This is a genomic window from Microbacterium sp. bgisy203 (genome assembly GCF_965345155.1).
Taxonomy (GTDB): Bacteria; Actinomycetota; Actinomycetes; order Actinomycetales; family Microbacteriaceae; genus Microbacterium.
In genome coordinates this window covers 463,039-483,272 of sequence record NZ_CBDRLZ010000002.1, presented here as the reverse complement: position 1 = coordinate 483,272, position 20,234 = coordinate 463,039, and the positions used below count along the sequence as shown (strand labels likewise).

Sequence of the window (20,234 nt, the reverse complement as noted above, 5' to 3'; positions counted from 1 at the left end):
TCTGTCTCTTTCGGTGTGGTCAGTTGCCGGATTAGGAGCCGGACGAGAGGGCGTCGGCGCCGCCGACGATCTCGGCGATCTGCTGAGTGATCTCGGCCTGGCGTGCGTTGTTGCGCAGGCGGGTGTAATCGGTGATGAGCTTGTCGGCGTTGTCGCTGGCGCTCTTCATCGCCTTCTGGGTCGCGGCGTGCTTCGCGGCCGACGACTGCAGGAGCGCGTTGAACACGCGGCTCTGCACGTACACCGGAAGGAGCGCGTCGAGCACCGTCTCTGGGCTCGGCTCGAAGTCGTAGAGCGGGTAGACCTGCGCAGGTCCGCTGCTCGCGGCCTCGGTCTCGTCGGCCTCGACGACCTCGAGCGGGAGCAGGCGCACCCGCTCGGGCTCCTGGGTCATCATGCTGATGAAGCGGTTGTACACGAGGTGGATCTCGTCGACGCCGCCCTCTTCGTCGCCGCCGCGGTCGTAGGCATCCAGCAGGGCCCCTGCGATCTGCTCGGCGGTGTTGAAGTGCGGAGTGTCGGTGTCGCCGACCCACTCCCCCGCCGACGCCATGCGCCGGAACTGGAAGTAGCCGACGGCCTTGCGACCGACGAGGTAGTAGACGACATCCTTGCCCTGCAGCCGCAGCAGCTCTCCGAGCTCGAGACCCTCCCGGAGGATCTGCGAGTTGAACGCGCCGGCGAGGCCGCGGTCGGAGGCGAAGATGACGACCGCCGACCGGCGGATCACCTCGCGCTCGGTGGTGAGCGGGTGCTGGACGTTGGAGTGCGTCGCCACGGCGGCGACGGCCCGCGTCACGGCCCGCGCGAAGGGCGACGACGCGCGGACGCGCGCCATCGCCTTCTGGATGCGCGAAGCCGCGATGAGTTCCATCGCCTTCGTGATCTTCTTGGTCGTCTGAGCAGAAGCGATCTTCTGCTTGTAGACCCGGAGTTGTGCGCCCATGTTCTCTGTCTCAGGAAACGGTCCCGCGGCCTCAGCCGCGGCGGCCCTTGACGATCTTCTCCTGGTTCACGTCTTCTTCGTGCGCGGCCGCGACCTCTTCGTGGCCCGGCTTGTCGATCGACTGGCCCTTGCCGCCCTGGAACTCCAGGATGAAGGCATCCGTCACCTTCTCGAGCTCGGCGGCGGCGTCGTCGTCGAGGACGTTCGTGTCACGGAGCGTCGTGAGGATCGTCGTGTTGCGCTTGAGGTAGTCGAGCAGCTCGCGCTCGAACCGGAGCACGTCCTCGACCTCGATCGTGTCGAGCTTGCCGTTGGTGCCGGCCCAGATCGAGACGACCTGCTCCTCGACCGGGTACGGCGAGTACTGCGGCTGCTTGAGGAGCTCGGTGAGGCGTGCGCCGCGCTCGAGCTGACGGCGGCTGGCCGCGTCGAGGTCGGAGGCGAACATCGCGAACGCCTCGAGCGACCGGTACTGGGCGAGCTCGAGCTTCAGCGTTCCCGAGACCTTCTTGATCGACTTCACCTGCGCGTCACCGCCGACGCGCGACACCGAGATGCCGACGTCGACCGCAGGGCGCTGGTTGGCGTTGAAGAGGTCGGACTGCAGGAAGATCTGGCCGTCGGTGATCGAGATCACGTTGGTCGGGATGTACGCCGAGACGTCGTTGGCCTTCGTCTCGATGATGGGAAGACCCGTCATCGAACCGGCACCGAGCTCGTCGGAGAGCTTCGCGCAGCGCTCGAGCAGACGCGAGTGCAGGTAGAAGACGTCGCCGGGGTACGCCTCGCGGCCCGGCGGGCGGCGGAGGAGGAGCGAGACGGCACGGTAGGCCTCGGCCTGCTTCGACAGGTCGTCGAAGATGATGAGGACGTGCTTGCCCTCGTACATCCAGTGCTGGCCGATGGCCGAGCCCGTGTAGGGGGCGATGTACTTGAAGCCGGCGGGGTCGGATGCCGGGGCCGCGACGATCGTCGTGTACTCCATCGCGCCGGCGTCCTCGAGGGCGCCCTTCACGGCGGCGATGGTCGAGCCCTTCTGACCAATCGCGACGTAGATGCAGCGGACCTGCTTGTTCACATCGCCCGAGGCCCAGTTGTCCTTCTGGTTGATGATCGTGTCGAGCGCGATGGCCGTCTTGCCGGTCTGGCGGTCGCCGATGATCAGCTGACGCTGACCGCGGCCGACGGGGATCATGGCGTCGATCGCCTTGATGCCGGTCTGCATCGGCTCATGCACGGACTTCCGCTGCATGACGCCGGGCGCCTGCAGCTCGAGGGCGCGGCGGCCGGTGGTCGCGATGTCGCCGAGACCGTCGATCGGGGTGCCGAGCGGGTCGACGACGCGGCCGAGGTAGCCGTCGCCGACGGGCACGGAGAGCACCTCGCCGGTGCGGGTGACGCTCTGGCCGGCCTCGATGCCGGAGAAGTCGCCGAGGACGACCACACCGATCTCGTTCTCGTCGAGGTTCAGCGCGAGGCCCTCGACACCGTTCGCGAAGCGGACGAGCTCGTTCGCCATGACGCCGGGGAGGCCCTCGACGTGGGCGATGCCGTCGGCCGCGTCGACGACCGTGCCGACCTCGGTCGCCGCCGCGCCCGTGGGCTCGTAGGCGGCGACGAAGTCCTTCAGTGCGTCACGGATGACGTCGGGGCTGATGGTGAGATCTGCCATGGTTTTCCTTCTGGTTCAGCCAGCGAGGCGCTGGCGCAAGTCGTTGATTCGGGAGGAGACGGTCGCGTCGATGACGTGGTCACCGATCTCGACGCGCACCCCGCCGAGCACCGCGGGGTCGACGATGACGTTGACGGTCACGGTGCTGCCGTACCGCTCGCTGAGCGCCTCAGCGAGGCGGCCCCGCTGCTGCTCGTCGAGCGGCGCGGCGACGCGGACCGTGGCGACGGTGCTGCCGCGCTGGTCGGCGACGAGCTCGGTCGCCCGTGTCAGCAGGAAGCGCACGCGACGCTCGCGGGGCTGCTGCACGAGCTGCGAGGTGATGAGCGTCGTCGCTTCGCTGGTGCGCCCGCCGAGGAGCTTCTCGACGACCGCGCCCTTGGCCTCGGCGGAGGCGAGGCGGTTGCCGAGCGCGAGCTCAAGGTCCGGGTTGGCCGCGACCATCCGGACCACCTGGAACAGCTCGCCCTCGACGTCCGTTCCCGGTGAGGCGATGGAGGCCGCACGGATGGCGAGCTCCTCGATCCCCGAGATCAGGTCGGAGGTCGACGACCAGCGCTCGGAGACGGCGGATGCCAGGAGCTTCCGCGACGTCTCACCGAACCCGGCGAAGACCGTCTCGACGACCCGGGTGCGCGCCGCGGCCGGCGCGCCCCACAGCGAGAGCGCGCCGCTCAGCTGCGTCGAGTCGGAGATCTCCCGTGCCGCCGCGAACAGCTCGCGGGAGACGGAGAGGTCGTCGACGGTCGACGCGGTGAGCTCGGCGACCGTGGTCGCCAGCGCCTGAGTGGTCGCGCTTCCCATTACTTCGCAGCCTCCGTCGACGAGGCGGCCTTCTCGGATGCCTCGAGGTCGGCGAGGAAGCGGTCCACCACGCCCTTGGCTCGGGCGTCGTCGGAGAGCGTCTCACCGATGACACCGCCGGCGAGGTCGAGCGCGAGCGTGCCCACTTCGCTGCGCAGCGACACGAGCGCCGTCTGGCGCTCCGCCTCGATCTGAGTCTGGGCGGCGGCGGTCACGCGGGCGGCCTCGACCGTCGCGTTGTCCTTCGCCTCGGCGACGATCTTCTTGCCGTCCTCGCGGGCGGCATCGCGGATCTCACCGGCCTCCTTGCGGGCGTCGGCGAGCTGCGCCGTATACTCCTCGAGCGCGGCCTCGGCCTTGCGCTGAGCCTCGTCCGCCTTCGCGATGTTGCCCTCGATGGCAGCCGAACGCTTGTCGAGCAGGTCCCGCATCTTCGGCAGCGCGATCTTCCAGAAGAGGAAGAGAATGATGACGAAGCAGACCGCCGACCAGATGATGTCGTACCAGGCGGGGATGAGGGGGTTGGTGTTGTGCCCCTCCTCCGCCGCGTACGCGACAAGAGCCTTGAGCATCCTGTCTCCTTAAGTCCGGGAGGCGATTACTGGAAGATGAAGTAGGTCGCGATACCGATGAAGGCGAGCGCCTCGGTGAAGGCGATACCGATCCACATCAGGACCTGCAGGCGGCCGGCCAGCTCGGGCTGGCGGGCGACGCCCTCGATCGTCTTGCCGACGACGATGCCGACGCCGATGGCGGGGCCGATGGCGGCGAGGCCGTAGCCCATCGTCGCGACGTTGCCGGAAAGCTCGGCGAGAACCGTAGTTGCGTCCACGGGGGTTTTCCTTTCAGGGTGGGATGGGCGAAGCGGGAGCCTCGACCGCTCAGTGCTCCTCGGCCACCGCGAGCTGGATGTAGACCGCGGTGAGGAGGGCGAAGACGTACGCCTGGAGGACGGCCACCAGGAGCTCGAACAGGGTGAAGACGAAACCGAAGGCGAGCGAGCCGACGGCGAGCGCCGACCACCATCCGCCCAGGGTCACGAGGAAGAACTGCGTCGCCGCGAAGAACAGGACGAGCAGGAGGTGGCCGACCATCATGTTCATGAGGAGTCGGAGGGTCAGCGTGACCGGACGGATGACGAAGGTCGAGATCAGCTCGATCGGCGTCACGATGATGTAGATCGGCCACGGCACACCGGAGGGGAAGAGCGAGTTCTTGAAGAAGTTCTTCGGGCTCTTCTTGATACCGGCGTAGATGAAGGTCGCGTAGCTGACCACGGCGAGCAGCAACGGGACGGCGACGATCGAGGTTCCCGCGATGTTCAGGAACGGGATGATGCCGGTCAGGTTGAAGAACAGCACCATGAAGAAGATCGTGGTGAGGATCGGGAGGAAGCGCTGCCCGTCCTTCTTGCCCAGGAGATCCTCGGCGATGTTGACGCGGACGAAGTCGAGACCCATCTCGACCAGGCCCTGGCGGCGGCCTCGGAAGTCGGTGCCGGGGACGACGCGCATGTTGCGGGTACCGAGCCAGAAGAGGAGGACGATGATCGCCGTCGCGAGGAACTGGATCAGGTGGATCCGGTTGACCGGGATGACACCGAACAGGTTGAAGAGCGTCTCAGGGAAGAACTCGTTGATCGAGGGTCCGTGGAACTCGCCGCCGTCTTCGGCGGTCTTGGCGATCAAGGTCGCAGCGTGGGTAAACAGCGCAGACTCCAGCTTCGGGGCATCGGCGTGAACCGAGGCGACGATGGTCGGTGAAAGTCGATGCGCACACAGTCCTCGGCGTTCTCACACCTGAGGTCACGGGCGCAGAGACAGCCTATCAGGCGCGCGGGGCGCCCGTGTCCGCGCCCGGCTCCCCGTCCCCGGCATCCGGTCGGGATTCGGCGGCCTCCACGTCCGCGAGCGTCGGCAGGCTGACGTCTCCCACGTGCGGCACGCGCAGTTTCAGCATGACGACGACATCGATCACGAGCGAGGCGAGGACGCTCACGACGAGGGCGACGAAGAAGACCGGCCCGTTGAGCCACTCCTGGCCGCGCAGCACCAGCAGCGCGACGATGAACAGCCCGAACTTCACGACCCAGCTGCCCATCACCGCCCCGAAGAAGATCGGCACCCAGAGCGGGTCGCCGTACCAGCGGTTGGCGATGAGGATCGAGCCGGCCGTGAGACCGAGGAACACCGCCGCGAGGAGGATCGCCACCAGCGCGCTCCATAGGCCCGACGTGCCGGCGACCGCGTAGCCGACGACGGCGCCGACGACCGCGAGCACGGCGGTCGCGCCCGCCGACCAGAGGAGGGTCGCGCGGAACAGCCGGTTGCTCGACACCTCCTGCCGCGCGGTGGGGGCCGGCGGGGCGGCGGAGCGGCGGGGATCGGGGGCCTCGGTCATGCGGTCCTCGGTTCGTTCGGGGCGGGAGCGTCGGGATGGGTGGGAGAGTCCGGAGGATCGACCGATGCGGACGCATCGGAAGAGCTCGGGGCATCCGCGGCATCCCGCGGGACGGCACGGGATGCCGACGGGAGGAGCGTCACGGCGATGCAGGCGGCGATGCCCACGAGCACGAACGCGACGCCCGGCCAGTAGCCCGCGTCCCAATCCTGCGCCGTGCCGATGTACATGAGGAGGACGCCGAGCGAGATGACCGCCGTCCACGCGAAGAAGACGAGGACGGCGTCGCGGTCGCTGTGCCCCATGTCGAGCATGCGGTGGTGGAGGTGCTTGCGGTCGGGTGAGAAGGGCGACAGTCCCTTGCCCATGCGGCGGATGATCGCCATGCCGAAATCGAGCAGCGGAAGCAGGACGACGACGACCGGCAGCACGATGGGGATGAACGCACCGAGCAGCTGCGAGCGCCCGAAGGCGTTGTTGTCGCCCAAGAGGGCCGGGTCGAGGCTGCCGATCAGCGCGAGCGCCGCCGTGGCCATGAGCAGGCCGATCAGCAGCGCGCCCGAGTCGCCCATGAAGAGCTTCGACGGCGCCCAGTTGAGAGGCAGGAACCCGATGCACACGCCGATGAGGACGACCGCGATGAACGGCGCGAGGCTCGAGTAGGTCGAGGCGCCCGTGTCGCGCAGCACGAGGTACGTGTAGACGAAGAAGACGAGGTTCGCGATCAGCCCGACGCCGGCGACGAGCCCGTCGAGTCCGTCGATGAAGTTGACGGCGTTCATGACGACGACGATCGCGAGCACCGACAGCGCGAAGCTCACCCAGCTCGACACGACGAGCTGGGTGCCGAAGGGCAGATAGAAGATCTGGAAGCCGCCGAAACCGACCACGATCCCCGCGGCGAGGAACTGCGCTCCCAGCTTGATCGTCCAGTCGAGGTCCCACAGGTCGTCGGCGACGCCGATCACGACGATGAGAGTCGCGGCGGCGAGCACGGACCACACCACCGACGGCTTCGCCCAGATGATCGAGAAGTACGGGACCTGCGACGACAGGGCGAACGCCGCGAGGACACCGAAGTACATCGCGACGCCGCCGATGCGGGGCTTCGGGGTCTTGTGGACGTCCCGCTCGCGGATCGCCGGATACAGACGGTACCGCAGCCCCACACGCCACACGATCGCGGTGAACGCGAGCGTGAAGGTCGCGGTCATGATGGCGATGAAGAGGTAGTACTTCACGATGCGTTCTTCACGATGAGGTCGAGTTCCGCGGCGGCCCGACCCTAGGCGGGGCCGGCATCCGTTCGCGCTCCGTCGCCGAGCAGCGGCGCGTCGGGATCGGCGGGCTCCAGCAGATCGCCGAGCACCTCCCCCAGCTGCGCGCGGCTCACGGCGCCTTCGCGGAGCACGCGCACGGGACGGGTGCCGCCCGCGACGAGACCGGTCGCATCGATGATCGTCGATGCGACCCCGGTCGACGCGGGGCCCCCGTCGAGGTAGACCGAGACGCTGTCGCCGAGCATGGCGCGCGCGGAGTCCACGTCGACCGCGGCGGGCCTACCGGTGAGGTTCGCGCTGGAGACGGCGAGGGGCCCGCACTCCTCGAGGAGTTCGAGGGCGATGCGCTCGGCGGGCATGCGCACCGCGACCGTGCCGTGGGTCTCACCGAGGTCCCACGACAGCGACGGCTGGGCGGGGAGGACGATCGTCAGGCCACCCGGCCAGAACGCCTCGACGAGGCGCTCCACCTGCGGGGGCACCTCGGCGACGAGAGCGCGCATCGTCGCGACGCCCGCGACGAGGACGGGCGGCGGGGACTGGCGCCCGCGGCCCTTGGCATCCAGCAGCCGCTGCACGGCCGCCGCGCTGAACGCGTCGGCGCCGACGCCGTACACGGTGTCGGTGGGGAGGACGACGAGCTCGCCGCGGCCGATGGCCTGGCGCGCCTTGCGCATGCCGGGGAGCAGCTGCTCGGCGTCGCGGCAGTCGAAGAGGTCAGACATATCCGTCCAGTCTACGCGGCGGCCCTCTCAGGGACGGAGCGCGGTGGTGGCCCGATCGCGCATCGTGAGGTCGGGGTGCGTCGCCGCCGCACGCCACCCGGCCGTCGAGAGGAGCTCGCGGATCGCGGGCCCCTGCCACTCGCCGTGCTCGATGACGAGCGTCCCCCCGGGGCGGAGGAGCCGCAGCCCCACATCGGAGAGCGTGCGGACGACGTCGAGCCCGTCCTCTCCCCCGTAGAGCGCGGAGGGCGGATCCCAGAACCGGACCTCGGGGTCGCGCGGGATCGCGGCATCCGGAACGTACGGCGGATTCGAGACGAGCACCGCGACGCGGCCGTCGAGTTCGGGGAAGGCGGATGCCAGGTCGATGAACGCCAGGCGGACGTGCGGCGCGAGAGCGTCGACGTTCTCCTTCGCCCAGATGAAGGCGTCGACCGCGTTCTCGGCGGCGTGGATCTCGGCGTGCGGCACCTCGGTTGCGAGAGCGAGGGCGATCGCCCCCGACCCGGTGCCGAGATCGACCCCGATCGGTGCGGCATCCGGAACCGCACGGAGGGCGTCGATCGCGAGCTGCGCGACCATCTCGGTCTCGGGGCGCGGGACGAACACCCCCGGGCCGACACGGAGCTCGAGGTGGCGGAACGGAGCGGAACCCGTCAGGTGCTGGAGAGGCTCCCGCGCCGCGCGACGCTCGACGAGGTCGAGGAAGTCGTCGGTCTGTGCGGGCGCCGCGTCCCCTCGGATCGCGGCGGCGGCCAGCTCGCCGCGACCGATCCCGAAGACGTGCGCGGCGAGCAGCTCGGCATCCGCATCGGGCGTCGGCACCCCCGCGCGGGCGAGGGTCGCCGCGGCGTCGCGCAACAGGACCGCAAGAGATGCGGGCGCGCCGGTATCGTGCGAAGTGGCCATGGGTGGGACCAGTTTACGTGCCGCGTCGCGACCGACTCCGGGCGCGACGGGAACCGCCCGTGACGGTGCGTCACATTCGGCCGCGGAATAGACACGCCGCTTAGGCTGGTTCGCACCATCGAACCATCCGCTCGGTTCGCGCGGTCCGCCTCACCCGGCGCAACCGGCGCGGCGGGGCGGTCCACGACCCGCCAGGAAGGCAGATCATGTCCGGCATCCACACCGACATCACCAGCGCGTTCGGCAACACCCCGCTCGTGCGCCTCAACCGCGTGAGCGAGGGCCTCCCCGGCACCGTGCTCGCGAAGCTCGAGTTCTACAACCCCGCATCGTCGGTCAAGGACCGCCTCGGCATCGCCATCGTCGACGCCGCCGAGGCCTCCGGAGACCTCCAGCCCGGCGGCACGATCGTCGAGGGCACGAGCGGCAACACCGGCATCGCGCTCGCGATGGTCGGCGCCGCCCGCGGGTACAAGGTCATCCTCACGATGCCATCGTCGATGTCGATCGAGCGTCGCCTGCTCCTCAAGGCCTACGGCGCCGAGCTCGTCCTCACCGACCCCGCCCTGGGCATGAAGGGAGCCGTGGAGAAGGCGGAGGAGATCGCGGCCGAGACGCCCGGCGCGATCCTCGCGAAGCAGTTCGCGAACCAGGCGAACGTCGAGATCCACCGCAAGACCACCGCCGAGGAGATCATCCGCGACACCGACGGCGAGATCGGCTACTTCGTCGCCGGCATCGGCACGGGCGGCACCATCACCGGCGTCGGCCAGGTGCTCAAGGAGCGCGTGCCCGACGCGAAGATCATCGCCGTCGAGCCCGCCGATTCGCCGCTGCTCACCAAGGGCACCGCCGGCCCCCACAAGATTCAGGGCATCGGCGCGAACTTCATCCCGCCGATCCTCGACCAGGGCGTCATCGACGAGGTCTTCGACGTCACGCTCGACGACACGCTGCGGACGGCCCGCGAGGTCGCGACGCGCGAGGGCATCCTCGTCGGCATCTCCTCCGGGGCGGCCATCTGGGCTGCCCTGCAGGTCGCCGCGCGCCCCGAAGCCGCCGGCAAGAACGTCGTCGTCATCGTGCCCTCGTTCGGCGAGCGATACCTGTCCACCGTGCTGTTCGAGAACCTGCGCGACGAGGCCGCGGTCTGACCCCGTGCCCGGCATCCACTCCGACATCACGACGGTCTTCGGGAACACTCCCCTCGTCCGGCTGAACGCGCTCACCGAGGTCCTGCACGCCGAGGTTCTCGCGAAGCTCGAGTTCTACAACCCCGGGCGGTCCGTCAAGGACCGCCTCGGGTTCGCCCTCGTCGAGGCGGCCGAGGCATCCGGCGCCCTGCAGCCGGGCGGCACGATCGTCGAGTCGACGAGCGGGAACACGGGCATCTCGCTCGCGCTCATCGGCGCGGCGCGCGGATACCGGGTGATCCTCACGATGCCGGCATCGATGTCGAAGGAGCGCCGGGCGCTGCTGAAGGCGTACGGGGCGGAGCTCGTCCTCACCGATCCGTACAAGGGGATGACCGAAGCCGTCCAGACCGCCGAGCGGATCGCCGCGGAGACGCCGGGCGCGATCCTCGCGCACCAGTTCGAGAGCCCCGCCAACCCGGCGATCCACCGCCGGACGACGGCGCAGGAGATCCTCCGCGACACCGACGGCCGCATCGACTGGTTCGTCGCGGGCTCCGGCACGGGCGGCACGGTCACCGGCGTCGGCCAGGTGCTGAAGGCGGAGGTGCCGGGCGTGAAGGTCGCCCTGGTCGAGCCGGCGGACTCGCCGGTCCTCAGCGAAAACCGCGCGGGGGGACACCGCATTCAGGGCATCGGGCCGAACTTCGTGCCCGACGTCCTCGACCGCTCCGTCGTGGACGAGATCATCGACGCGCCCTTCGAGGACTCGATGCGCGTCGCGCGCGAGCTCGCCGCACGCGAAGGCATCCTCGCCGGCATGTCCGCGGGTGCGGCGGTGTGGGCGGCGCTCGAGATCGCGAAGCGACCCGAATCGGCGGGGCAGCGCATCGTCGTGATCGTGCCGGATGCCGGAGAGCGCTACCTCACCACGGCGCTGTACGCGGATCTGCGCGAACAGGTCAGCGAAGAGTCCAGCGAGAAGGTGTCCGCATGAGCGGCGTGATCGGGCGCCTGGGACGCGGCATCGGGGGCGCCGTCGCGCGCATTCGTGAGGACATCGCGGCCGCGAAGCTCCGCGACCCGGCTGCGCGCAGCAGCGTCGAGATCGCCGTGCTCTATTCGGGGCTCCACGCGATCTGGTCGTACCGCGTCGCGCACCGGCTCTGGACGCGGCGGCTGCGCTTCCCCGCGCGGGCGTTGTCGCAGCTCACCCGCTGGCTGACGGGCGTCGAGATCCACCCGGGCGCCGTCATCGGCCGACGCTTCTTCATCGACCACGGCATGGGTGTCGTGATCGGCGAGACGGCCGAGATCGGCGACGACGTCATGCTCTATCACGGCGTCACCCTCGGCGGTCGCACGCGCGACGCGGGGAAGCGCCACCCCACCCTCGGCGACGGCGTGGCGGTCGGCGCCGGCGCGAAGATCCTCGGACCGGTCGTCATCGGCGCGGGATCCGCCGTCGGCGCGAACGCCGTCGTCACGAGCGACGCCCCGGAGGACTCGGTTCTCGTCGGCGTTCCGGCGAAGCCCCGCAAGCGCAAGAGCGGCGAGGACACGCGGGCGCTCCTCACGACCCCCGAGTACTACATCTGAGGCATCCCGCGGCGCCGTCAGGATGCGCGCTTGTCGCCGACCTTCTTCTTGATGAACAGCGCCGGCAGCAGCATCGTCGCCAGCGCCGTGATGAGCCACACGATCATCGGGGCGAGCAGCCACGTCCACCAGGGCGAACCGATCGTGATGCCCGCGCCCGGGATCAGCACGACGACGAGCAGGGCGATGAACGTCGAGACGATCCCCACCCCGCCGAGGAGGGCCGGCGCGTTCCGGCGGGCGACCTTCGCCGCCCACGGAGTGAGGACGGACTGCAGCACCGCGAAGATGACGACGGCGAGGACGAAGCCCCACCAGTTCGACCAGTCGATCCGGAAGCCGGGGAGGAGGAGGTCGGCGACGATGAGGCCGACGGCGGCCGACAGCACGAAGATCAGCGCGCGGATCAGGAAGGTGATCATGCGCTGAGCGTAGCGCCCCGCGAGCTCGTCAGTTCTCGGCGAGGGCCGCGAGCCGCGCCTCTTCGTCGGCGGTGATCGCCGAGTCGATGATCGGGCCGAGCGCGCCGTCCATCACCTGGTCGAGGTTGTACGCCTTGTACCCCGTGCGGTGGTCGGCGATGCGGTTCTCGGGGAAGTTGTAGGTGCGGATGCGCTCGGAGCGGTCCATTCCCCTGATCTGCGAGCGGCGGGCATCGGATGCCGCGGCATCCAACTCCTCCTGCTGCTTGGCAAGCAGCCGCGCGCGGAGCACCCGCATGCCCGCTTCGCGGTTCTGCAGCTGGCTCTTCTCGTTCTGCATCGACACGACGATCCCGGTCGGAAGGTGCGTGATGCGGACCGCCGAGTCGGTCGTGTTGACCGACTGCCCGCCGGGGCCCGACGAACGATAGACGTCGATGCGCAGGTCGTTCGGGTCGATCTGGATCTCTTCAGGCTCGTCGACCTCGGGGAAGACCAGCACCCCCGTCGTCGAGGTGTGGATGCGGCCCTGCGACTCGGTCGCGGGCACGCGCTGCACGCGGTGAACGCCGCCCTCGTACTTGAGGTGCGCCCACACGCCCTGCGCCGGGTCGGTCCCGGACCCCTTGATCGCGACCTGGACGTCCTTGTAGCCGCCGAGGTCGGATTCGTTCCGTTCGAGAAGCTCGGTCTTCCAGCCCTGCGAGGCCGCGTACTGCAGGTACATCCGCAGGAGGTCGGCGGCGAAGAGGGCCGACTCCGCGCCGCCCTCCCCCGCCTTGATCTCCATGATCACATCGCGCGCGTCGTCGGGGTCGCGCGGGATGAGCAGACGCCGGAGCTTCTCCTGCGCCGCGGCGACCTGCTCTTCGAGCGCGGGGATCTCGTCGGCGAACGCCGGATCCTCCCCGGCCAGCTCACGCGCGGCATCCAGGTCGTCGCTCGCGGCGACCCAGGCGTCGTGCGCGGCGACGATCTTCGAGAGCTCGGCGTAGCGCCGGTTGACGCGCTTGGCGCGCGTCGCGTCGGCGTGCACCGCGGGGTCGGAGAGTTCCTCCTGCACCGCGCGGTGCTCGTCGATGAGCGTCTGAACCGACGCGAACACGGCCCCCTCGACCATCGCGCGGGGACTCAGCGGATGCTGTTCTCGTGGCCGTGGCTGTGACCGCCGCCGTGGCCGTTCGACCCGTTGGATGCCTTCAGCTGCACGTTCTGCATCTGGTAGAGGAACTCGACGTTCGAGCTCGTCTCCTTGAGCTTGCCGAGCACGACCTCCAGGGCCTGCTGCGGGTCGAGGCCGGCGAGCGCGCGGCGGAGCTTCCAGGTGATCTTCACCTCGTCCGGGCTGAGGAGCATCTCCTCGCGGCGCGTGGACGACGCGTTGACGTCGACGGCCGGGAAGATCCGCTTGTCGGCGAGCTGGCGCGACAGGCGCAGCTCGCTGTTGCCGGTTCCCTTGAACTCCTCGAAGATGACCTCGTCCATCTTGGAGCCGGTCTCGACGAGCGCGGTCGCGAGGATCGTGAGCGATCCGCCGTTCTCGATGTTGCGCGCGGCGCCGAAGAAGCGCTTGGGCGGGTAGAGCGCCGACGCGTCGACACCGCCGGAGAGGACGCGGCCCGACGTCGGGGCCGACACGTTGTACGCGCGGCCGAGACGAGTGATCGAATCGAGCAGCACGACCACGTCGCGACCGAGCTCGACGAGGCGCTTCGCGCGCTCGATGGCGAGCTCGGCGACCGTCGTGTGGTCTTCGGCGGGGCGGTCGAAGGTCGAGGCGATGACCTCGCCCTTGACCGTGCGCTGCATGTCGGTGACCTCTTCGGGACGCTCGTCGACGAGCACGACCATGAGGTGGACCTCGGGGTTGTTCTTCGCGATGGCGTCGGCGATCTGCTGCAGCACGATCGTCTTGCCTGCCTTGGGCGGTGCGACGATCAGGCCGCGCTGACCCTTGCCGATCGGGGCGACCAGGTCGATGAGACGCTGCGTCAGCTTCTCGGGCGCGGTCTCCATGCGCAGGCGCTCCTGCGGGTAGAGGGGAGTCAGCTTGCCGAACTCGACGCGGTTCGCGGCGTCGTCGACCGACAGGCCGTTGATCGCGTCGACCTTGACGAGCGCGTTGTACTTCTGGCGGCTCGACTGCTCGCCCTCGCGCGGCTGCTTGATGGCGCCGACCACGGCGTCGCCCTTGCGCAGGTTGTACTTCTTGACCTGCCCGAGCGAGACGTAGACGTCGCTCGTGCCGGGGAGGTAGCCGGTCGTGCGGACGAACGCGTAGTTGTCGAGCACATCGAGGATGCCGGCGACCGGAATGAGGACGTCGTCCTCGCCGATCTCGGTCTCGAACTCGTCACCCGTCTGGTTCTGCCCGCGGCGCTTGCGCGGCTGGCGGCCGCGACCCGACCCCTGCTCGTCGCTGTCGGCGTCGCTCGAGGATGCCTCGGCGGAGCCGTTCTGGTTCTGGGCGTTCTGGTTCTGGTTGTTCTGGCCGCCGCCGTTCTGCTGGCCGCCGTTCTGCTGCTCGGACTTCTGCCCGCGGCTGCGGCTGCGCGAGCGCGAACGGCTGCGCGAGCGGCTCGGCGTCTCGCCCTCGGCGGGGGCCTCGCCCTCGGCGGTTGCCTCACCCTCGGCTGCGGTGTCGCCGTCGGCGGGCGCGGGGGTCTCGGATGCCTCGGCGACGGGCGTCTCCGACGACTCGATAGCAGGCGCCTCCGCGGCGGGTGCCTCGGCCGGCGCGGCCACGTCATCGGAGGTGGATGCCTCGGGGGCCGGCGCCTCGGCGGCGTCGGCGGGGGCCTCGGCGGCCTCGGCGGCGGGGGCCTCGGCGGCCGGCTCAGCGGGAACGTCGGTGCTCTTGGCGCGGCGAGGGGCACGCTTGCGCGGCGCCTTGGCCGGCTTCTCCTCGGCGACCGGCGCCTCGGCGGGGGTCTCCTCCGCGGCGAGGGCCTCCTCCGCGGCGGGGGCGTCGGCCGGAGCCTCGGCGGCAGCGGGCGCCTCGGCGGCAGCCGGCTTCGCGGCAGCGGACTCCTCGGCAGCGACCGGGGCCTCCTCGGCAGGAGCCTCCGCGGCGACGTCCGCGGTCTCCACGGTCTCGTCCGCGGCGGGCGCGTCGGTGTCGGGGGTCACGACGTGAGCGGCATCCTCGCGCGCAGCGTCGTTCTGGGGGGTTTCGATCTCGGAGAGGGACTCCACGAGTTCTCCTTCATGGGGAAAGTGGACAGGACAGATCCGCACAGACGCCGTCCACGAGAGGCGCTGACCCGATGACATCGCGCGTCCGACGTGGACGTCGATGAGGCAAAGGGTGACTATGCGGGGGTTCGCAGAATTGCGACGGAGGCCAGATTCACGGACTGACCGTGGAACCCTCCGTATGGTCCCTCACTGTACCACCCTTCACATCGACGGCGAGCATGAGGGGCTCCCACGGTGTGTCGGTGGCGGATGCCGCGAGCCGCGCGGCCTCGAGCCGGCGGCCCGGACCGTCGGCGAGCACGAGCACGCTCGGTCCCGCCCCCGATACGACCGCCGCGAACCCCGCGGCGCGCAGCGCCTGAACGAGTGCGTCGGTCTCGGGCATCGCCTGGGCGCGGTACGACTGGTGGAGCTTGTCCTCGGTGGCCGCCATGAGCAGCTCCGGGCTCTGCATGAGAGCCGCGATCAGCAGGGCGGAGCGCGACACGTTGAACACGGCATCCTCGCGCGTCACCTGCAGCGGGGCGAGGCCGCGGGCGACGGACGTCGACATCGTGAACTCCGGCACGAACACGAGGGGCGAGACGCCGCGGTGAACGAGCAGCTTCTTGTGCTGCGGGCCGTCCTGTCCCATCCACGCGATCGTGAGTCCGCCGAACAGCGCCGGTGCGACGTTGTCGGGGTGGCCTTCAAGCTCCGTCGCGAGGCGCAGCAACGTGTCGTCGCTGAATTCGACCTCGCCGGCCAGAAGCCCCTTCGCGGCCAGGAGGCCCGCGACGACGGCGGCGCCGGAGGACCCCATGCCGCGCCCGTGCGGGATGGTGTTGTGCGCCACGAGACGGATGCCGGGAAGCGTGCGACCGACCGCCTCGTAGGCGTACGCCATCGAGCGGACGACGAGGTGCGAGGCGTCGGTGGGGACGTCTGCGGCGCCCTCCCCCGACACGATGATCTCGAGCCCCGGCTCGGGGAGCGCCGTCACGACGAGGTCGTCGTACACGCTCAGCGCGAGGCCCAGCGTGTCGAAGCCCGGACCGAGGTTCGCGCTCGTCGCGGGCACACGGACCGCGACGGTGCGGAGGCCGTCGTGCGCGGCCTCGGGGGTGCGGGCGCCGGTCACGGTCACGCCAGATCGAGGACGGCGGCGACCTCGCTCGTCGACGCGTCGACGACCGTGGGAGTCACCTCGGAGCCGTCGGCATTGCGGAGTGCCCACTGCGGGTCCTTCAGGCCGTGGCCCGTGACCGTCAGCACGACCTTCGCTCCCGCCGGGACGATGCCCGCCTCGGCGCGGTCGAGGAGGCCCGCGACGCTGATCGCCGATGCCGGCTCGACGAAGACGCCCACCGTGTCGGCGAGGAGCTTCTGCGCGACGAGGATCTTCTCGTCCGAGATCGCGCCGAACCAGCCGTCGGTGGCGTCGCGCGCCTCGAGGGCGAGCTCCCACGAGGCGGGGTTTCCGATACGGATCGCCGAGGCGATCGTCTCGGGGTTCTTGACGACCTCGCCGCGCACGAGCGGCGCGGAGCCCTCGGCCTGGAAACCGAACATGCGGGGCACGCGAGTCGACACCCCGCGCTCGGCATCTTCGCGGTAGCCCCGCGTGTAGGCGGTGTAGTTGCCGGCGTTGCCCACCGGGATGAAGTGGAAGTCCGGGGCATCCCCCAGCTGCGAGACGACCTCGTAGGCCGCCGTCTTCTGTCCGTCGATGCGGTCGGGGTTGACGGAGTTCACGAGGTGCACGGGGTAGTTCTCGGCGAGCTCGCGCGCGATCTCGAGGCAGTCGTCGAAGTTGCCGCGCACCTGGATGAGGCGCCCGCCGTGGATGACGGCCTGGCTGAGCTTGCCCATCGCGATCTTGCCCTCGGGGACGAGGACGGCGGCGGTGATGCCCGCGTGCGCCGCATAGGCGGCGGCGGATGCCGAGGTGTTCCCCGTCGAGGCGCAGATGACCGCCTGCGCGCCGTGCTCGACGGCGCGCGAGAGGGCCACCGTCATGCCGCGGTCCTTGAACGAGCCCGTCGGGTTCATCCCCTCGAACTTGACGTAGACGTCCGCCCCGGTCATCGCCGACAGCGACGCGGCCGGAATGAGTGGCGTGCCGCCCTCGCCGAGGGTGACGACCGTCGAGGCGTCGGTGACGCCCAACCGGTCGGCGAACTCGCGCAGGACTCCCTGCCAGACATGCACCATCTCAGTCTCCTTCTACTCGCAACACCGACACCACGCGACCGACGACGCCGCTCTCGGCGAGTCGGGCGACGGTGTCGCTCAGATCCTGTTCCAGGGACGGGTGCGTCCCGATGACGATCCGCGCCGTGCCCGGGGCCTCGTCCGCGCGGTCGCCGGCGACGTCGAGGACGCTCTGCTCGACCGTCGCGATCGAGACGCGCCCCTCGCTGAGGATGCCGGCGACCGTCGCGAGGACGCCGGGCTCGTCGGACACCTCGAGGGTGATCTGGTAGCGCGTCGTGACCCGTCCGATCGGCAGCACGGGGAGGTTCGCCCGGGTCGACTCCCCCACCCCGACGCCGCCCGCGATGTGGCGGCGCGCGGCCGAGACGACGTCACCGAGGACGGCCGAGGCGGTCTGCACCCCTCCGGCGCCGGCGCCGTAGAACATGAGGTCCCCGGCGGCCGCGGCCTGGACGAACACGGCGTTGTTCGCGCCGTGGACGCTCGCGAGCGGGTGCTCGCGCGGGATCAGCGTCGGGTACACGCGCACCGAGATCGCCTCGCCCGAGGGCGACACCTCGCCCTGACCTGTCAGCCGCTCGCACACGGCGAGGAGCTTGATGACGTAGCCGGCGTGACGCGCGGCATCCATCAGCTGCGCATCGACCTTCGTGATGCCCTCGCGGTGCACCGCGTCGAGGGGGACCGCGGTGTGGAAGGCGAGCGAGGCGAGGATCGCGGCCTTCTGCGCCGCGTCGTAGCCCTCGACGTCGGCGGTCGGGTCGGCCTCGGCGTAGCCGAGCGCCTGGGCGTCGGCGAGGACGTCGGCGAACTCCGACCCCTCGCGGTCCATCCGGTCGAGGATGTAGTTCGTCGTGCCGTTGACGATGCCCATGATCCGGTTCACGCGGTCGCCGGCGAGCGAATCGCGCAGCGGACGGATGATCGGGATGGCGCCCGCCGCCGCCGCCTCGTAGTACACCGACGCGCCCACCTGGTCGGCGGCGTCGAAGATCTCCGGGCCGTGCGTTGCGAGCAGCGCCTTGTTGGCGGTGACGACGTCGGCGCCCGACCCGAGGGCCGTCACAATGTCGGTGCGCGCAGGCTCGATGCCGCCCATCAGCTCGATGACGATGTCGGCGCCGACGATGAGCTCCTCGGCATCCGTGGTCAGCAGCTCGCGCGGAAGCTCGACGTCACGCGGCGCGTCGGGGTTCCGCACAGCGATGCCGACGAGGTCGAGCGCGGCACCCGCGCGGTCGGCCAGCTCGTCGCCGTGCTTCAGGAGGATCGCAGCGACCTGCGATCCCACGGCGCCCGCGCCGAGCAGGGCCACGCGGAGGCGTCTGTAGTCGGTCACTCGGAGTCCTTTCCGAAACGGAGGGCCTGGGCGGCGTCGTGCACGCCGACGTCGTGCGCCAGCAGGTCGTCGATCGTCTCACCGCGCACGATGACGCGGGAGGCGCCGCCGCGTACGGCGACCACGGGCGGGCGCAGCACGTAGTTGTAGTTGCTCGACAGCGAGAAGCAGTAGGCGCCGGTCGCGGGGACGGCCAGCAGGTCGCCGGGTGCGACGTCGCCGGGGAGGTATTCGGCGTCCACCACGATGTCGCCCGACTCGCAGTGCTTGCCGACGACGCGGACGAGTGCGGGGTCGGCGTCGGAGACGCGCGAGGCGATGCGTGCGGAGTACTGGGCACCGTAGAGGGCGGGGCGCGCGTTGTCGCTCATGCCGCCGTCGACGCTGACGTAGACGCGGGTGAGGTCGTCGGAGACGCGCACGGGCTTGACGGTGCCCACCTCGTAGAGCGTCACGCCCGCAGGCCCGACGATGGCCCGGCCGGGCTCGAAGGCGAGGACGGGCACGGGGATGCCGCGACGCGCGCACTCGCCGGCGACCGCGTCGACGATGGCGCCCGCGAGCTCCTCGATCGGGGTCGGCCTGTCGACGGAGGTGTAGGCGATGCCGAAGCCACCGCCGAGGTTGAGGACCCGGACGGGGCCGCCCTCGAGCAGGCGCTCGTGCACGTCGAGGAGGCGCGCGGCCGACTCACGGAAGCCGTCGACGCCGAAGATCTGCGAGCCGATGTGGCAGTGCAGCCCGCCGAAGTCGAGGCTCGGGAGGGCGCGGATCCGCGCGACCACCGCCTCGGCGCGGTCGAGGGCGATGCCGAACTTCTGGTCCTCGTGGGCCGTCGCGAGGAAGTCGTGCGTCTCGGCGTGCACGCCGCTGGTGACGCGCAGGCGCACCGACTGGCGGATGCCGCGGCGCTCCGCCTCGGCGGCGACCCGCTCGACCTCGATCTCGCTGTCGATCACGATCGATCCGACCCCGGCCGCGATCGCCCGGGCGATCTCGGCGACGGACTTGTTGTTGCCGTGGAACCCGAGGCGCGCGGGGTCGGCGCCGGCGGCGAGCGCGACCGCGAGCTCTCCCCCGGTGGCGACGTCAACGGCGAGGCCTTCGGACGTGACCCACCGGACGACCTCGGTCGACAGGAACGCCTTCCCTGCGTAGTACACGTGCGCGGTCGTGCCGTGGCGTGCGGCGGCCGCGTCGAACGCGGCGCGGGCGCGGCGGGCGCGGCCGCGTACCTCGTCCTCGTCGAGGACGTAGAGGGGCGTGCCGTACAGAGCGCGCAGGTCGCTCGCCGAGACACCCCCGACGACGAGCTCGCCCCGGTCGTCGCGGTGTGCGGCATCCGGCCACACCCCCTGCGCGAGGGCGTTCGCGTCGTCAGGGACGGTCAGCCAGTCCGGCACGAGCGGACGATCGGGTGACGCGGACACGAGCTGGGTACCAATCGGGTGCGGGATGCGGGATTCCCGCACCTCGGGCTGGGCGAGCGCAACGGGGGCGCCGCCTGCCGGGCAGCGGGTGGTGCAAGTCTAGGGCACCGCCCCATACCGCTCCGCGCATATCGCGCAGCCTCGGCGGCCACAGACCCCGCGAGACCGCGCATATGTCCGC

20 protein-coding genes are annotated in these 20,234 nt (G+C 70.4%); 3 read left to right on the top strand and 17 right to left on the bottom strand.

What is annotated here, in order from left to right:
- Nucleotides 1-31 precede the first annotated feature (31 nt).
- The 10 genes from ACRVYW_RS05575 to prmC form a co-directional block, all read right to left on the bottom strand.
- Nucleotides 32-946, bottom strand: a complete 915-nt coding sequence (locus ACRVYW_RS05575; protein WP_431802500.1) for a F0F1 ATP synthase subunit gamma — start codon at nt 944-946, stop codon at nt 32-34.
- Between the two features lie 31 nt (nt 947-977).
- The gene (gene atpA, locus ACRVYW_RS05570; protein ID WP_431802498.1) at nt 978-2,618 is read right to left on the bottom strand and encodes a F0F1 ATP synthase subunit alpha; all 1,641 of its coding nucleotides are present in this window, start codon (nt 2,616-2,618) and stop codon (nt 978-980) included.
- Between the two features lie 15 nt (nt 2,619-2,633).
- The gene (locus ACRVYW_RS05565) at nt 2,634-3,422 is read right to left on the bottom strand and encodes a F0F1 ATP synthase subunit delta (RefSeq protein ID WP_431802496.1); all 789 of its coding nucleotides are present in this window, start codon (nt 3,420-3,422) and stop codon (nt 2,634-2,636) included.
- The gene (locus ACRVYW_RS05560) at nt 3,422-3,994 is read right to left on the bottom strand and encodes a F0F1 ATP synthase subunit B (protein ID WP_431802494.1); all 573 of its coding nucleotides are present in this window, start codon (nt 3,992-3,994) and stop codon (nt 3,422-3,424) included. Before ACRVYW_RS05560 ends, ACRVYW_RS05565 begins: the two co-directional genes overlap by 1 nt.
- Nucleotides 3,995-4,020: 26 nt before the next feature.
- Nucleotides 4,021-4,254, bottom strand: coding sequence for an ATP synthase F0 subunit C (gene atpE, locus ACRVYW_RS05555; protein WP_067163287.1), 234 nt, complete (start codon nt 4,252-4,254; stop codon nt 4,021-4,023).
- Between the two features lie 49 nt (nt 4,255-4,303).
- Nucleotides 4,304-5,110, bottom strand: a complete 807-nt coding sequence (gene atpB, locus ACRVYW_RS05550) for a F0F1 ATP synthase subunit A (RefSeq protein WP_431802492.1) — start codon at nt 5,108-5,110, stop codon at nt 4,304-4,306.
- 139 nt (nt 5,111-5,249) lie between these two features.
- The gene (locus ACRVYW_RS05545) at nt 5,250-5,822 is read right to left on the bottom strand and encodes a hypothetical protein (RefSeq protein ID WP_431802490.1); all 573 of its coding nucleotides are present in this window, start codon (nt 5,820-5,822) and stop codon (nt 5,250-5,252) included.
- Nucleotides 5,819-7,063: an MraY family glycosyltransferase gene (locus ACRVYW_RS05540; protein ID WP_431802488.1), complete on the bottom strand. Its 1,245-nt coding sequence runs from the start codon at nt 7,061-7,063 to the stop codon at nt 5,819-5,821. Before ACRVYW_RS05540 ends, ACRVYW_RS05545 begins: the two co-directional genes overlap by 4 nt.
- 44 nt (nt 7,064-7,107) lie before the next feature.
- A complete protein-coding gene (locus tag ACRVYW_RS05535; protein ID WP_431802486.1) occupies nt 7,108-7,827 on the bottom strand; it encodes an L-threonylcarbamoyladenylate synthase in 720 nt (239 codons plus the stop codon).
- Between the two features lie 27 nt (nt 7,828-7,854).
- Nucleotides 7,855-8,736, bottom strand: a complete 882-nt coding sequence (prmC, locus tag ACRVYW_RS05530; protein WP_431802484.1) for a peptide chain release factor N(5)-glutamine methyltransferase — start codon at nt 8,734-8,736, stop codon at nt 7,855-7,857.
- 206 nt (nt 8,737-8,942) lie between these two features.
- Between prmC and cysK (ACRVYW_RS05525) the strand changes: the two genes are divergently transcribed.
- Genes cysK (ACRVYW_RS05525) through epsC form a run of 3 tightly spaced genes read left to right on the top strand, consistent with a single transcriptional unit; the run spans nt 8,943 to nt 11,468 of the window.
- Nucleotides 8,943-9,890, top strand: a complete 948-nt coding sequence (gene cysK / locus ACRVYW_RS05525) for a cysteine synthase A (RefSeq protein ID WP_431802482.1) — start codon at nt 8,943-8,945, stop codon at nt 9,888-9,890.
- A 4-nt stretch (nt 9,891-9,894) separates the two neighbouring features.
- Entirely contained in the window at nt 9,895-10,866 is a 972-nt protein-coding gene (gene cysK / locus ACRVYW_RS05520) for a cysteine synthase A (RefSeq protein ID WP_431802480.1), read from the top strand.
- On the top strand, nt 10,863-11,468 hold the full coding sequence (gene epsC, locus ACRVYW_RS05515) for a serine O-acetyltransferase EpsC (protein ID WP_431802478.1): 606 nt from the start codon (nt 10,863-10,865) through the stop codon (nt 11,466-11,468). Before cysK (ACRVYW_RS05520) ends, epsC begins: the two co-directional genes overlap by 4 nt.
- Nucleotides 11,469-11,485: 17 nt before the next feature.
- Here the strand turns inward: epsC and ACRVYW_RS05510 are convergent, their stop codons facing one another.
- From ACRVYW_RS05510 to lysA, 7 genes are all read right to left on the bottom strand, one after another.
- Nucleotides 11,486-11,890 (bottom strand): hypothetical protein, encoded by a 405-nt coding sequence (locus tag ACRVYW_RS05510; protein WP_431802476.1) that lies wholly within the window; start codon nt 11,888-11,890, stop codon nt 11,486-11,488.
- 28 nt (nt 11,891-11,918) lie between these two features.
- A complete protein-coding gene (gene prfA, locus ACRVYW_RS05505) occupies nt 11,919-12,995 on the bottom strand; it encodes a peptide chain release factor 1 (protein ID WP_431802474.1) in 1,077 nt (358 codons plus the stop codon).
- A 26-nt stretch (nt 12,996-13,021) separates the two neighbouring features.
- Nucleotides 13,022-15,085 carry a transcription termination factor Rho gene (gene rho / locus ACRVYW_RS05500; RefSeq protein WP_431802472.1) on the bottom strand — a complete coding sequence of 688 codons (2,064 nt, stop codon included), beginning with the start codon at nt 15,083-15,085 and terminating at the stop codon, nt 13,022-13,024.
- Nucleotides 15,086-15,239: 154 nt separating this feature from the next.
- On the bottom strand, nt 15,240-16,208 hold the full coding sequence (thrB, locus tag ACRVYW_RS05495) for a homoserine kinase (RefSeq protein ID WP_431802616.1): 969 nt from the start codon (nt 16,206-16,208) through the stop codon (nt 15,240-15,242).
- 2 nt (nt 16,209-16,210) lie between these two features.
- On the bottom strand, nt 16,211-17,281 hold the full coding sequence (gene thrC / locus ACRVYW_RS05490) for a threonine synthase (RefSeq protein WP_431802470.1): 1,071 nt from the start codon (nt 17,279-17,281) through the stop codon (nt 16,211-16,213).
- A 1-nt stretch (nt 17,282) separates the two neighbouring features.
- Nucleotides 17,283-18,623 carry a homoserine dehydrogenase gene (locus ACRVYW_RS05485; protein WP_431802468.1) on the bottom strand — a complete coding sequence of 447 codons (1,341 nt, stop codon included), beginning with the start codon at nt 18,621-18,623 and terminating at the stop codon, nt 17,283-17,285.
- Nucleotides 18,620-20,053: a diaminopimelate decarboxylase gene (lysA, locus tag ACRVYW_RS05480; RefSeq protein WP_431802466.1), complete on the bottom strand. Its 1,434-nt coding sequence runs from the start codon at nt 20,051-20,053 to the stop codon at nt 18,620-18,622. The genes ACRVYW_RS05485 and lysA overlap by 4 nt, the downstream gene beginning before the upstream one ends.
- Nucleotides 20,054-20,234 lie beyond the last annotated feature (181 nt).